General features: G+C 62.7%; 15 protein-coding genes and 1 tRNA gene. 8 read left to right on the plus strand and 8 right to left on the minus strand.

Going from position 1 to position 12,623, the window contains the following annotated elements:
* Position 1 precedes the first annotated feature (1 nt).
* From LB569_RS05400 to LB569_RS05425, 6 genes are all read left to right on the plus strand, one after another.
* Positions 2–550, plus strand: a complete 549-nt coding sequence (locus LB569_RS05400; RefSeq protein WP_224534263.1) for a YceD family protein — start codon at positions 2–4, stop codon at positions 548–550.
* Between the two features lie 113 nt (positions 551–663).
* Positions 664–1,734, plus strand: a complete 1,071-nt coding sequence (plsX, locus tag LB569_RS05405) for a phosphate acyltransferase PlsX (RefSeq protein ID WP_140706886.1) — start codon at positions 664–666, stop codon at positions 1,732–1,734.
* 9 nt (positions 1,735–1,743) lie between these two features.
* On the plus strand, positions 1,744–2,715 hold the full coding sequence (locus LB569_RS05410) for a beta-ketoacyl-ACP synthase III (RefSeq protein ID WP_224691387.1): 972 nt from the start codon (positions 1,744–1,746) through the stop codon (positions 2,713–2,715).
* 101 nt (positions 2,716–2,816) lie between these two features.
* Positions 2,817–3,140 (plus strand): integration host factor subunit alpha, encoded by a 324-nt coding sequence (locus LB569_RS05415; protein ID WP_224691388.1) that lies wholly within the window; start codon positions 2,817–2,819, stop codon positions 3,138–3,140.
* A 215-nt stretch (positions 3,141–3,355) separates the two neighbouring features.
* Positions 3,356–3,895 carry a MerR family transcriptional regulator gene (locus LB569_RS05420; RefSeq protein WP_127280880.1) on the plus strand — a complete coding sequence of 180 codons (540 nt, stop codon included), beginning with the start codon at positions 3,356–3,358 and terminating at the stop codon, positions 3,893–3,895.
* 85 nt (positions 3,896–3,980) lie between these two features.
* Complete coding sequence (locus tag LB569_RS05425; protein ID WP_140707302.1) at positions 3,981–4,283, plus strand: hypothetical protein; 303 nt, start codon at positions 3,981–3,983, stop codon at positions 4,281–4,283.
* Positions 4,284–4,348: 65 nt separating this feature from the next.
* On the opposite strand, the gene LB569_RS05430 is transcribed toward LB569_RS05425, so the two are convergent.
* The 3 genes from LB569_RS05430 to LB569_RS05440 form a co-directional block, all read right to left on the minus strand.
* A complete protein-coding gene (locus tag LB569_RS05430; protein WP_224691389.1) occupies positions 4,349–5,326 on the minus strand; it encodes an ATP-grasp fold amidoligase family protein in 978 nt (325 codons plus the stop codon).
* A gap of 238 nt (positions 5,327–5,564) precedes the next feature.
* Positions 5,565–5,768 (minus strand): hypothetical protein, encoded by a 204-nt coding sequence (locus LB569_RS05435; RefSeq protein ID WP_140706880.1) that lies wholly within the window; start codon positions 5,766–5,768, stop codon positions 5,565–5,567.
* Between the two features lie 198 nt (positions 5,769–5,966).
* Positions 5,967–6,581 carry a hypothetical protein gene (locus LB569_RS05440; protein ID WP_224691390.1) on the minus strand — a complete coding sequence of 205 codons (615 nt, stop codon included), beginning with the start codon at positions 6,579–6,581 and terminating at the stop codon, positions 5,967–5,969.
* Between the two features lie 278 nt (positions 6,582–6,859).
* Between LB569_RS05440 and LB569_RS05445 the strand changes: the two genes are divergently transcribed.
* On the plus strand, positions 6,860–7,147 hold the full coding sequence (locus LB569_RS05445; protein WP_224691391.1) for a helix-turn-helix domain-containing protein: 288 nt from the start codon (positions 6,860–6,862) through the stop codon (positions 7,145–7,147).
* Positions 7,148–7,330: 183 nt separating this feature from the next.
* The gene (locus LB569_RS05450) at positions 7,331–7,816 is read left to right on the plus strand and encodes a YbaK/EbsC family protein (RefSeq protein WP_224691392.1); all 486 of its coding nucleotides are present in this window, start codon (positions 7,331–7,333) and stop codon (positions 7,814–7,816) included.
* A gap of 75 nt (positions 7,817–7,891) precedes the next feature.
* Here LB569_RS05450 and LB569_RS05455 read toward each other — a convergent pair.
* The 5 genes from LB569_RS05455 to LB569_RS05475 all read right to left on the minus strand — a co-directional run bounded on the left by LB569_RS05455 (position 7,892) and on the right by LB569_RS05475 (position 12,617).
* Positions 7,892–7,968: transfer RNA gene (locus LB569_RS05455), tRNA-Pro, on the minus strand.
* A 56-nt stretch (positions 7,969–8,024) separates the two neighbouring features.
* Positions 8,025–9,293 (minus strand): O-antigen ligase family protein, encoded by a 1,269-nt coding sequence (locus tag LB569_RS05460; protein WP_224691393.1) that lies wholly within the window; start codon positions 9,291–9,293, stop codon positions 8,025–8,027.
* Positions 9,290–10,825, minus strand: a complete 1,536-nt coding sequence (locus LB569_RS05465) for an undecaprenyl-phosphate glucose phosphotransferase (RefSeq protein WP_224534280.1) — start codon at positions 10,823–10,825, stop codon at positions 9,290–9,292. The genes LB569_RS05460 and LB569_RS05465 overlap by 4 nt, the downstream gene beginning before the upstream one ends.
* A gap of 87 nt (positions 10,826–10,912) precedes the next feature.
* Positions 10,913–12,043, minus strand: coding sequence for a glycosyltransferase family 4 protein (locus tag LB569_RS05470; protein ID WP_224691394.1), 1,131 nt, complete (start codon positions 12,041–12,043; stop codon positions 10,913–10,915).
* 10 nt (positions 12,044–12,053) lie between these two features.
* Positions 12,054–12,617 carry a polysaccharide biosynthesis/export family protein gene (locus LB569_RS05475; protein WP_224534284.1) on the minus strand — a complete coding sequence of 188 codons (564 nt, stop codon included), beginning with the start codon at positions 12,615–12,617 and terminating at the stop codon, positions 12,054–12,056.
* Positions 12,618–12,623: the final 6 nt, after the last annotated feature.

A 12,623-nucleotide genomic window follows, 5' to 3' on the forward strand; every position in this document is an offset into this window, starting at 1 on the left:
GATGAAACACGCGGATATGCAAAGCCCGGTGTCCTTTTTCGCCAACGTGGCGCGTCTGCCGCATAAGGGGCTGCCGGTCGTGATCGAGGCCGACGCCGCACAGCGCGCGGCAATCGCCGAGGCGCACGGGCTGCTCTCAGTAGAGGCCTATCGCGCCGAACTGCTGGTCGCGTCGTGGAAGCGCAACGGCGTGAAGGTCACCGGTCGTGTCGAAGCCGACATCACCCAGGCCTGCATCGTCACGCTCGACCCCGTCCAGGCACATATCGACGAGCCGGTCGAGGCGTTGCTCTTGCCCGAGGACTCCAAGCTCGGACGGCAGGGATTCGACGGCGGCGGCGAGATCCTGCTCGACGCGGATGGGCCAGATAGTCCCGAGACATTTTCCGGCGACACCATCGATGTCGGGGCGCTTGCCGAACAGTTCTTCGGATTGGCGATCGATCCCTATCCGCGCAAGGCCGGCGCGTCGCTCGGTACCGGTGACGACCCCGGATCGGCCGAGAATGAATTTCAGGAAAAACTGCGATCCTTGCTGGGAAAATCCTGAAAACCTCGCCCGCGACGGAAAAGTCGGTTGTGCGACAGCCCAAAACCGCTATTTTCGCCGAACCTTCGCGATCACCAAAGCGACTTGCCGCCTAACCGTGAGATGAATACCGCGTGATCAGGATTTCCATCGATGCCATGGGCGGCGATCACGGACCAGCCGTGGTCATTCCGGCGCTCATGACGGTCGCGACCCGCCGTCCCGACATCCGCTTCGTCATTTACGGGCGTGAGGAACTGGTGCGCCCGGAACTCGCCAAGTTTCCCAAATTGGCCGAGGTCAGCGAGTTCTTTCACTGCGAGATCGCGGTCAGGATGGACGACAAGCCGAGCCAGGCGTTGCGCCATGGCCGCTGGAAGTCGTCGATGTGGAAGGCGGTCGAGGCGGTCAAGTCGGGCGCCGCGGACGCATGCATCTCCGCCGGCAACACCGGCGCGCTGATGGCGATGTCGAAATTCTGCCTGCGCACCATGGCCACCATCGACCGCCCGGCGATCGCGGCCTTGTGGCCGACATTGCGCGGCGAAAGCGTGGTTCTGGACGTTGGCGCCACCATCGGCGCCGACGCGCACCAGCTCATTGATTTTGCCATCCTCGGCACCGGCATGGCGCGTTCGGTATTCGGCATCGCCCGGCCCACGGTCGGTCTGCTCAATGTCGGCGTCGAAGAGATCAAGGGCCAGGAAGAGGTCAAGGAAGCCGGACGCATGTTGCGCGAGGCCAACATGGCATCGATGAACTACCATGGCTTTGTCGAAGGCGACGATATCGGCAAGGGGACCGTCGACGTCGTGGTGACGGAAGGCTTCGCCGGCAACATCGCGCTGAAGACAGCGGAAGGCACCGCGCGCCAGATAGGTGGTTATCTGCGCGCCGCCATGAGTCGCACGCTGATGGCCAAGATCGGCTATGTCTTCGCCAAGGGCGCCTTCGATCGCCTGCGCGAGAAGATGGATGTCGGCCGCTCCAATGGCGGTGTGTTCCTGGGACTGAACGGCATTGTCGTCAAAAGCCATGGCGGCGCCGATTCGGACGGTTTCGCCGCCGCGATCGAACTCGGCTACGACATGGTGCGCAACAATCTGCTTGACCGCATCGAGGCCGACCTCGATCTGTTTCATGCGCGCAACCCGCATGCCCTGACATCCCGGAAATCCGACGTCGCTGCCGACGCAAAGGAATAGGAAAGAATTTTGATCAGATCAGTTGTGCGCGGCACGGGCGCCGCGCTGCCCCGCCGCATCATGAAGAATGCCGACTTTGAAGGCATGGTCGAGACGTCGGATGAATGGATCGCCCAGCGCACCGGCATCCGCCAGCGCCATATAGCGGCTGATGACGAGACGACGGCTTCCCTGGGCGAGGCCGCGGCGCGTGCCGCCCTTGCCAATGCCGGTCTGACCCCGGACGATATCGATCTGATCGTGCTGGCGACCTCGACGCCCAACAACACATTCCCGGCGACCGCGGTCGAGATCCAGAACCGGCTCGGCATGCAGCACGGCTTTGCCTTCGACATGCAGGCGGTGTGCTCGGGCTTCGTCTATGCGGTGACGACAGCCGATCTCTATATCCGCGGCGGTCTGGCAAAGCGCGTGCTGGTGATCGGCTCGGAAACCTTCTCACGCATCCTCGACTGGAGCGATCGCTCGACCTGCGTGCTGTTTGGCGACGGCGCCGGCGCAATCGTTCTGGAAGCAGGCGAGGGGGACGGCACGATCGCCGACCGGGGTGTCCTGGCGGCCAGCCTGCGATCCGACGGCACGCACAAGGAGAAGCTTTTCGTCGACGGCGGGCCTTCGACGACGGGAACGGTCGGCCATCTTCGCATGGAGGGCCGCGAGGTCTTCAAGCACGCGGTCGGCATGATCACCGACGTTATCGAGGCAACCTTCTCGGCCGCTGGCATCACCGCCGACGACCTCGACTGGTTCGTGCCGCACCAGGCCAATAAACGCATTATTGACGCTTCGGCCAAAAAGCTCGGGATAGCGGAGCAAAAGGTGGTGGTGACCGTCGATTTGCACGGTAACACCTCGGCTGCTTCCGTGCCGCTGGCGCTGTCGGTGGCCGTTGCCGACGGCCGCATCAAGAAGGGTGACCTGGTGCTCCTGGAGGCGATGGGCGGCGGCTTCACCTGGGGCGCGGTCCTGGTTCGTTGGTAAGTGCAGAACGGTCCGGTTTCGGTCCTTGACCTTGCCGGATCAATTACTTAGGCTCTGCCGTTGTTGTGCCGATTTTATGTTTGAGCTGATGGGACGGTCGCATGGGGGGAAAGACACTTACGCGCGCCGACCTTGCCGAGGCCGTCTACCGAAAGGTCGGTCTGTCGCGCACTGAATCCGCCGAACTCGTCGAGGCCGTGCTAGACGAAATCTGTGAAGCCATCGTGCGTGGCGAAACGGTGAAGCTGTCGTCCTTCGCGACATTTCATGTCCGCTCCAAGAACGAGCGTATCGGGCGCAATCCCAAGACCGGGGAGGAAGTGCCGATCCTGCCGCGCCGGGTGATGACCTTCAAATCATCCAACGTGTTGAAGAACCGCATCTTGCGTTCTCACCAGAACAGCAAGGCCAAGGGCGGCAGATAGCCTCCATTGTACGGTTGAAAACCGGCCTCGCGATGACGCCGGGCTTGAATATTGCTTCACAAACCGCTGAAATAAGGTCCGATTCGGCAGCATGGCCGGATTGGTGTTCTGGCGTATGATCCATTCCGCGCTAGCGGAACAAGCTCTTCTCCTGGTTGAGCGTGATCTCGTCCGAAGACCGTTCCGGGCCGCGCTCCAGCGTGAGGATTTCGCCCATGGACAAGAGCCCTGACGCCTTCCGCACCATCAGCGAGGTCGCCGAGGATCTCGACCTGCCACAACACGTGCTGCGTTTCTGGGAAACGCGCTTCAACCAGATCAAGCCGATGAAACGTGGCGGCGGCCGCCGCTACTACCGGCCGCAGGATGTCGAACTGATCAAGGGCATCCGACACATGCTCTATGACCAGGGCTACACCATCAAGGGCGTGCAAAAGCTGCTGCGCGAAAACGGCAATCATTTCCTGGTCGCTATCGGCAATGGCGACATGGCCGCCGTCGAGGCGATTTCGCAACGCAAACAGGCCGACCAGGTGCCGCTGACGCCGGCCGCGCAGCCGCGCGGCGGCGATGACGAACTGGTTGGCCAGCCGAGGGTCAAGCCCAGCCGCCGCTTTTTCGGCCTTGGCAAGAGCGACGAGGAAGGCCCGGTCGCGCCGGACGCGTCGAAACTCTCCCGTGACAATCGCGCGCTGCTGCAGGAGGCGCTGTTCGACCTGCTGGAATGCAAGCGCCTGCTTGACCAGGTGCGCTAAACCTCCGGGGTAACTTCGCCCCTAAACCGGAACCGGCGGTCGGGTGAGGCGTTACGTTTCCTTCTGCAAGACAAGGAAACGCATGATGGCATCATTTTCGACCCTTTCGGACATCGACCTCGAAAAGCAGGTCGCGGTTCTCTCGAGGGAACTCGCGGCGTTGCGCAAGGCAGTGTCAAAGCGGGGTGGCGCTTATTATGAAGACGGCCGTGATGCCGCGCTCGATACATATTCGGATCTTGCCGGGCGTCTGCGTGATGCGATGCCGGCGATCCGCAAGCAGGGCAGGGTGATCGAGAAATCGGCACGCGACCATCCGACGGCCGCCGCCGCGGTCGGCCTTGTGGTGCTCGGCCTGGTCGCCAGCCTGCTGTTCAGCCGGCGCTGACTGCCCCAAGGAACGCAGAGAAATGGCGGCTCGCCTTTCCAGGCCTGCCGCCATTTTCATTCATATCAGCGATTTGTCGTGCCGCTCCGGCACCTGGCACGAAGCGCGTCGGCATAGAGGCGTACGGCCCCTTTGTGTTTCCGACGCAAGAATGCCGACTGATCGAGCCGCCACAGCCGTTCGATTTCCATTGCGATCGCCGGGTTCGTCCATGTGCCATAACCGGCGGCCGAATAGACGGTGATCTCGCCGGCATAGAGCCGGTCGTCTTTGACCAGAAAATCGATGCGGATATAATCGAGGTCGCCGGCTATGCCTGGCGCCATCGAGATCGCCTTGCGGACATGGGCGATGAGCTCCGCGGTCGCCGGCAAGGCCTGGTCCTCACCGGGATAGTCGGGGTCGCGCCCGGGCAGCGGAGTGGCATTGCGGTCGAAGAGCAGTGAACGCCTGGCGTGCTTATCCTCGGCCCAGATATGCGAGACCACGCCGCCGCAGACATGGACCTTGATGTCGGTGGCGATCGTCCCGCCGCTGAGCACCAGCCGCTCCTCCACGAAAACGGTCGGCACGACAGGCCAATAGGCCCACTCGCCATGGCGCCGGCCGTAGCGTTTCCCAAGCCAGCGGCTGGCCTTGCGCATGATGGCGGCCCTATCCGGTTCGCCGTTGGAAACGAAGATGTTCATCGCACAGCCATGGTTTGTCTTGACCACGACGTTGCCGGTCAGCAGGCCGGGTGGAATATCGGCAGGGTCGCGCCCGGACCACAGCGTTTCCGGCATGGCGATCTCGGGGCAGGCACTCCCTATATAGGCCTTGGCCGCGAGCTTGTCGGTCAGCACCACGAACAGCGGATTGCGATCGAGGATTTTTCGCCAGAGCAAAAGCTCATTGTAACGCGCGGGCGCGGCCGGATTGGGCAGATAGCCCAGTTTCTTGACGAAGCGCATGACAAGGACCGGGTGGCGCAGCGTCAGCCACACCCGTGCGACCGACAGGACGATGCGGTCCGTCCAGGAAAGATCGGCCTTGGCCGTCATCGGGGATACCTGGCCTTGTCTTCGAAGCCTGATCCGGCCAGCCGTGCCGGTCGGAAATATCCCTTGCCGTATCGCGATTTGGCCTCGCGTTAAAGCTCTCGGTTGTTGTCGTCATGGCTGGATAGGCGCGGCTATCGACAGTTCGATCAGCCCGGGCCATCCGGGTCCGGCATCGCCAGAGAAGACCAGCCTGGCACAAGAAGCCCAGGCCGGTCTTCTCGTTGGCAGTCTGAAATGCTCAGGCCTTGTTGCCCATCTTCTTCATGTGGTGGTGATGATGATGGTGGTGCTTGTGCCAGTGATGGTGGCGATGATGATGGTGGTGACGATGGTGATGATGCTTTGCCATCGGGGCCGCGTCCGCGCTCGTCGCGCCGACCACAGGCACCGTGAAGGCGATTGCAGCTGCAAGCCCGAGTGCCGAGAGGAGTGACTTCTTCATGGGATCGTTTCCTTTTTTTCGCAGGCAGATCTAAATCGGGCCGATATCCCGACCGCCGCGAATGGAATTACGCTCCTGAATTTTTTCGTCAGTATTTCCCGATTGTAGAATTTTGTTTCTGAACTGTTTCCGGCGAACCTGGGGCCTGCGCCTTTGCCAGGGCGCAGGCCGAAGCCGTGTCGCTGCCGCCTGTTTGGCCTACATCGGCGGGATCACACCATTGTTACCCACCACGACGCGGCTCGAGCTCAGCGTGCCGTCGGCCTCGCGCTGAGCGGTCACGAACACCGTCGCGCTTGGCTTGAGGTCGGCCGGCGTGGCCGGCGCGAAGGTCACGACAGGCGTGCCGTCGGGTATCGAGATCTTCTTGGTCTGCCCATTGTCATAGGTCAGCGTCACGGCTCGCCCGCTTATGTCGGTGACGTCGGCGACGGTGCCGTTGGTCATGCGGCTGTTCGGCTCCAGGTCCCAGGGACGGTCCCCCTCGCCAGTGCCTTTCAGGGCCGCCGGAAAGATCACCACTTCCAGCGCGCCGCTGCCGCCGTCCGCCTTGGAGACAGAAGCGATGCCGAGGAAATCGCCCTGCCTGATATCTTTCACCGATGCGTTCGCGACGCCTGAAACCTTCCAGCCGTCTTTCAGTCTGACCGTGGAAGTATCGCCCTGACGGGTTTTCACGGTCAGCAGCGATGGCTCGAAACTGACCACCGTGCCGCGCACGCGCAATGTGTCGGCCGCCTGCGCGCTGGCCATGCCGACGCCGGAAAGCAGGGAAATCGTGCCGAGCACGAGGAGGGATGTCTTGAGGTTCATTGGGGTATCCTTTTGGGAAAGGCTGGCTGGAACGGGATGGTTTCACGCCAGCGACGTCGAGATAACGAACGGGCAGGGCGAAACTGCCGGGCAAAAGGTGCCGGGGCGTTCAAAACAACTTGATCGGCAAAGGGCGGGGCGGCCGCATCGGCAGGGGGTTCACGATGCCGTGACGGCCAGTTTGGCGCTTGGCAAATCGCCGGCGAGAGGGCATCTTCCTGCTCGTCTCAGGCAACACCCCATTTTTGATCAAACGCTTTCAGCCAACGGAGTTGCCAATGCCCAGCAATGCAAAAAGCCACGCCCTCTCCGAACCATTAGCCAATGAGATCGGGCCAGATTACAGCACGCTAAGGGCAATGCGGGAAACGCGCGGATACAGCCTCGAAGCGCTATCCCTGACCTGCGGCCTCTCGGTCGACGAGATCGAGGACATCGAGAACGGCCGGGCGGCCGACCCGGCGCAGCTGCGTCGTATTGCGTCCGCGCTTCGTCTTCCCCAGGACGCCCCCATAGCTTCCGCCGCGCCGACCCTGGCCGCGCATGGCGGCCGACCCCAGGCATAGAATCGGCGACAGGCACGCCCAGGAAACCCGCCAAGGCCCCTTCGCGGGTTTCTTGTTGATGCCATGGCGTTTTCTGGCAGGCCGGGCTTGCCGATCTGCGGATCGCACCTGTTTATACGTGCGGCAGCCAGGGCCAAATCGGTCGCGCCTGCCACACCGAGGTCGAACCGTGGTTTTTTCAACATGAGCCTGGACTCTGTTCGCGCCTTCTTCGTCGCTCACGCGCCTGATATCGACGTCATCGTCACGGATGCGAGTTCGGCGACGGTAGCGCTGGCGGCCGAGGCACATGGGGTGTTGCCGGCGCAGATCGCCAAGACGATCTGCCTGCGCGTCGGCGAGCGCACCATGCTGGTCGTGACCAGCGGCATCGCCAGGCTGGACAACCGCAAGTGCAAGGACCAGTTCGGCGGCAAGCCGCGCATGCTGGACTCGGAAGAGGTGGTCGCCGCCACGAGCCATCCGGTGGGCGGTGTCTGTCCGTTCGGCCTGCCGGCACCGCTACCGGTCTACTGCGACGTCTCGCTGCGCGCATTCGACGAGGTGGTGCCGGCTGCCGGCGCCACCAACGCGGCCGTGCGGATTACGCCGCAGAGGATGGTTGAGCTTACCGGCGCCGTGTGGGTGGATGTGTGCCAAGCCTTGGTGCCTGATCCAATCAGGAACTGAGCTGGGCAAAGCGGGCAATTCGAGAATTAGGTGATGCGGCAGAGGCGGACTTTTGGGGGCAAGTCCTGCATAAAATGGTCGGAGTGGCCGGATTCGAACCGACGACCCCTTGACCCCCAGTCAAGTGCGCTACCGGGCTGCGCTACACTCCGGACCGGTCGCGATGTATCGTGATAACCCCGCTCGGGTCAACCGATTTCCGCGATAATTATCTTGCCGCGATCGCGGGTCTGAATGAGGCCGGCAATGCCGGACGCAGCAGCCACTGGTGGCGGTATTCCAGGGCGATGGCGCCCCAGATCAGGCCGAGCAGCAGATACATATGGCGCCAGTGGTCAATGTCGATGAAGGTGCCGAGCCCGATATTGCCGATGAAGGCGACGTAGGCGCACAACAGGTAGGGCTGCCACGGCCGGTCGCGCAAAAGGATGCGGAACCCGGCCGATATCGTCCAGACGACCAGCGTCAGGAACGAGACGAAGCCGAGCCAGCCATAATCCATCAGCATCTTCAGCCAGATGTCGTGGGTGTCCTCGCCATAGATCGTGCCGAAGACCAGCGGCCCGATGCCGAACGGATGCTCCATGGCCATCTGGAAGCCGATCGCATAACGCGCGAAGCGGCCGAGGCGGGCGGTGTCGTAGCTCTGTTCGAGATGGGCGCGGCTGGAGAACATCTCCGCCACGCCCGGCAACTGCAGTATGACGATGACGGTTATGGCCAGCAGCGACAGGGCGGCGATCGTCATGATCACCACGCGCAGCCGGAACATGCCGCTCGCGCTCTGCAGGAACAGCAATCCGGTAAGCAGGACGGCCGAGACCGCGAACATGCCCCAGGCGCCGCGCGAGAACGAGAAGAAGATGCCGGCGCTGATGATCAGCAGCGGCACGGCCAGCAGCGGCATGCGCGCGACCGAACCGGTCAGCATGAGATAGAGCAGATAGATGCCGGGCAGCACCAGGAACGGACCGAACACGTTCGGATCCTGGAAGGCGCCGGCGGCGCGGTCGTATTTGGTGAAAATTTCGGCGCCGGGGAAGGCGTGGAAATAGCCCGCTATGCCAAGCAGCGACGTCGCCACCGCCGAGACGACATAGGCATTGAAGATCAGCCGGTAGAGGTTCGGCCGCGTTGCGGTGACCGATGCGAAGAACACCGCGCTGAAGGCGAGAAACAGCGACACGGCAAGATAGAGCGGCGTGTTGGCGAGGTCCGCCATCTGCGTCATGGAAATCATGCCGCCGATGTTCATCGTCACCAGCAGCACCAGAAGCGGTAGGGCCGCGCGCGATACCCTCAGGCCGAAGAGAGCCCAGATCGCGATCAGCCCGGCCATGTAGATTTCATAAGGCGCCGGCTCGCTGATGACGAAGCCCGACAAAAGAATGCCGAGCACGACCGCGCCCGAGGAGATCAACGTGATCAGCTTGGCGTTGACCGCCGAGCGCGGCAGATCAGGGCTGATCGCGCTCAATAGGCGTTTTCCGTGTTGAGCAGCCGGATCGGTGTCAGGAACAGGATCCGCAGGTCGAACAGCAGCGACCAGTTTTCGATGTAATAGAGATCGTACTCGGTCCGCATGCGGATCTTTTCATTGGTGTCCATCTCGCCGCGCCAGCCATTGATCTGCGCCCAGCCGGTGACGCCGGGCTTGACCTTGTGGCGCGCGAAATAGCCATCGACCACTTCGTTGTAGAGCAGATTGTGCGATTGCGCGGCTATGGCGTGCGGACGCGGCCCGATCAGCGACAGCGAGCCGAGCAGCGAGTTGAAGAACTGCGGCAGTTCGTCGATGGAGGTCTTGCGGATGATGCGGCCGACACGCGTGACGCGCGGATCGTTCTTGGTCACGGTCTGCTTTGCGGTCGGATCCGACCTGTCGGTGTACATGGAGCGGAATTTGTAGACTTCGATGATCTCGTTGTTGAAGCCGTGCCGCTTCTGCTTGAACAGCACCGGGCCCTTGCTGTCGAGCTTGATGGCGATGGCGGTGGCCAGCATCACCGGCGAGAACACGACGATGCCGAACAGGCTGAAGATGATGTCGAAAGCGCGTTTGGCGACCGAATCCCAGTCGTTGATCGGCTTGTCGAAGATATCGAGCATCGGCACCGAGCCGATGTAGGAATAGGCGCGCGGGCGGAACTGCAGTGCATTGGAATGCGCCGACAGCCGGATGTCGACCGGCAGCACCCACAGTTTCTTTAGCAATTGCAGCACGCGCGATTCCGCGGTCAGCGGCAACGACACGATCAACATGTCGATGCGGGCGATGCGGGCGAATTCGATCAGTTCCGAAATGGTGCCGAGCTTGGGATAGCCGGCGACAAGGGCTGGCGAACGCTTGTCGTTGCGATCATCGAAGATGCCGCAGATACGGATGTCGTTGTAAGGCTGCTTTTCCACCGAGCGGATGAGCACTTCCGCCGCCTTGCCGCCGCCGACGATGACGGCGCGCCGTTCCATGCTGCCATCGCGTGCCCAGCGCCGGATCAGCTTCGACATCACCAGCCTGAGACCGAAGAGACACACGAAAGCAACGACGAACCAGGTGCCGAACAGCAGGCGCGAATAGTCTTGCGACATCTTCATGGCGAACGCGGTCAACGCCATCAGCGCGAAGGTCCCGGCCCAGACCAGCAGGATGCGCCCGAAATTGGCGATCGGCCGCATCAGGGACACGACCTGGTAGCAATCCGTGACATCGAGCAGCACCACGGCGAGGAACGACGCGGCGGCGATCGTCAGCGGATATTGCCAGGCGAGGTAATTGAAGAATCCGACATAATAGAAATAGACGCAGAGTCCCGAGACCAGCAGCACCGCGAATTCGACCATGCGCAGTACGCCGCTGACCATGATCGGCGACATCGTATCGCGCCGGTATTGCGATGCGACCTGTCGGGCAACGTCATTCATGCCGCCGGGCGTGTCGCCATCGGCAGCGCTGTCGAATTTACGCACCGCTTCTGATGAAAAGCGATGCGCGGGGTCGATCTCGTTCATGCAACCGTCCGCAGCTTCCCCTGGGTGATTAGCAAAAGAGAGCTAAGAAACCCTTGAAACAACGTGCGGCTTTGGACGGGCTTGGGCCTACCTTTCGAGCGCGGCGAAGTAGGCCTTCTCGATTTCGGCGGCCATGACGTCGGCGCCGAAGCGCGCCCTGAGAGTGGATTTTTCGGGCATCAATTCGCGATAGGCGGCAAGGTCGCCCAGCGCCCGGCTCATTTTCTCGGCGAGCTCGACCGGATCGGGCCGGATCAGGGCAGGGGAGTCCGGACCGAAAATCTCCGGTATGCCGCCGACGGAGGTCGCGATGACAGGTCTTGCCGCGGCAAGTGCCTCCAGCACGATATAGGGCATGGCTTCGGCGCGCGAGGGAACGACGACGAGCGCCGCCAGCAGGAAGGCTTCCCGGGCCGGCATCGGCGGCAGGAAGCGGACATTGCCTTCAAGCCCGAGGCGCTTCACCTGCGCGTGGTAGCGTGGCAGGTCGTCGCCGTCGCCGACCATCACCGCATTCGGCGCGCGGCCAAGCCGGGGCGCCGCGGCGGCCAGGGCATCGATGAAGATGTCGGGTCCCTTGAGGTCCCGCATCATGCCGATATAGAGCACATCGGCCGCATCGGCCCTGGCCGTTACCGGCTCGAATTCGGCGGCGCGAAGTCCATTATAGGCCAGCGTGTTCGGGATCGGCGGCTCGCCCACCTTCCTGCGATAAGTCCGCCGCTCGTAGTCGGAGACGAACAGCAGGTAGTCGGTGAAGCGCGCCATGAGGTGCTCGAGCGCGAAGAACAGCTTTCCGGTGGCGGTGCTCTCGTCATAGTGGAGAGAGCCGCCATGCGGCGAATAGAGGCGGGCTACGCGAGACCTTGATACCCGCAACAACGAGCCGAACAGACGGGCGTAGGCGCCACCCTTGGCGCCGTGCCCGTGCAGCACGTCCGGCCGCAATTCCTTGATGATCCCATAGGTGCGCCGGGCCGAGGCGAGGTCGCCCGGGCCGACATGGCGCTGCATTGGCGTGCGATGGATGCCAAGCGCCAGCATGCCCTTCATCTGCTCGAACAGACGCTCCTCGAATTCGCCGCCGGTGGTCGAGTCGCAGACGATGCCGACCATGTGGCCGGCGGCGACCTGCGCTTCCGTCAGGTCGCGCACGTGCCGAAAAATTCCTCCCACGGGTGAGCGAAAGCAGTGGACGATCCTGAGCTTGTCCGCCACGAGGTGTCTGTCAGAACAGGCGTTCGCGGACGTAGACGGTATCTCCGGGCAGCAGCGGGTCCGAGGTGACCACACGGCCGGTCATCACCTTGCCGTTGATGTCGCGGGTGATGTCGACGCTTTCCTGGTTGGCGCGCGGCGAGAAGCCGCCGGCGATGGCGATGGCTTTCTGCACGGTCAGGCCGGGGACATAGGAATACTGGCCGGCGGCGCCCACTTCGCCCATGACGAAGATCGGCCGGTAACGATCGATCTCGACCGAGACGTCGGGGTCGCGCAGATAGCCCTGCCGCAATTTGTCGGCGATCTCCTTTTCCATCTGCTGCGCGGTGTGGCCGCGTGCCGGTAGGGCGCCGACGAGCGGGAAGGAGATATAACCGGACTGGTCGACGCTGTAGGTATTGGTCAGGCCGTCCTGCTCGAACACGGTGACGCGGACACGGTCGCCGGCGCCGAGGCGATAGGGCTGGTCGAGCACCTCGTGGAAGGCGGCCGGCGTCGGCCGGTAGCTGGAGCAGCCGGCGAGCATCGAAACGGCAAGCAGTGCGCGAAACAGGGAAGCAGTGCTTTTCATGACCGG

The organism is Mesorhizobium sp. BH1-1-4 (assembly GCF_020165665.1).
GTDB lineage: Bacteria > Pseudomonadota > Alphaproteobacteria > Rhizobiales > Rhizobiaceae > Mesorhizobium.

Excerpts from the sequence above, each read along its gene's own strand:
- LB569_RS05465 (WP_224534280.1), bottom strand. The coding sequence starts at position 10,825 with ATGAACGAGATCGACCCCGCGCATCGCTTTTCATCAGAAGCGGTGCGT.
- LB569_RS05435 (WP_140706880.1), bottom strand. The coding sequence starts at position 5,768 with ATGAAGAAGTCACTCCTCTCGGCACTCGGGCTTGCAGCTGCAATCGCC.
- LB569_RS05425 (WP_140707302.1), top strand. The coding sequence starts at position 3,981 with ATGGCATCATTTTCGACCCTTTCGGACATCGACCTCGAAAAGCAGGTC.
- LB569_RS05415 (WP_224691388.1), top strand. The coding sequence starts at position 2,817 with ATGGGGGGAAAGACACTTACGCGCGCCGACCTTGCCGAGGCCGTCTAC.
- LB569_RS05450 (WP_224691392.1), top strand. The coding sequence starts at position 7,331 with ATGAGCCTGGACTCTGTTCGCGCCTTCTTCGTCGCTCACGCGCCTGAT.
- LB569_RS05440 (WP_224691390.1), bottom strand. The coding sequence starts at position 6,581 with ATGAACCTCAAGACATCCCTCCTCGTGCTCGGCACGATTTCCCTGCTT.
- LB569_RS05420 (WP_127280880.1), top strand. The coding sequence starts at position 3,356 with ATGGACAAGAGCCCTGACGCCTTCCGCACCATCAGCGAGGTCGCCGAG.
- LB569_RS05430 (WP_224691389.1), bottom strand. The coding sequence starts at position 5,326 with ATGACGGCCAAGGCCGATCTTTCCTGGACGGACCGCATCGTCCTGTCG.
- LB569_RS05475 (WP_224534284.1), bottom strand. The coding sequence starts at position 12,617 with ATGAAAAGCACTGCTTCCCTGTTTCGCGCACTGCTTGCCGTTTCGATG.
- LB569_RS05445 (WP_224691391.1), top strand. The coding sequence starts at position 6,860 with ATGCCCAGCAATGCAAAAAGCCACGCCCTCTCCGAACCATTAGCCAAT.
- LB569_RS05400 (WP_224534263.1), top strand. The coding sequence starts at position 2 with ATGAAACACGCGGATATGCAAAGCCCGGTGTCCTTTTTCGCCAACGTG.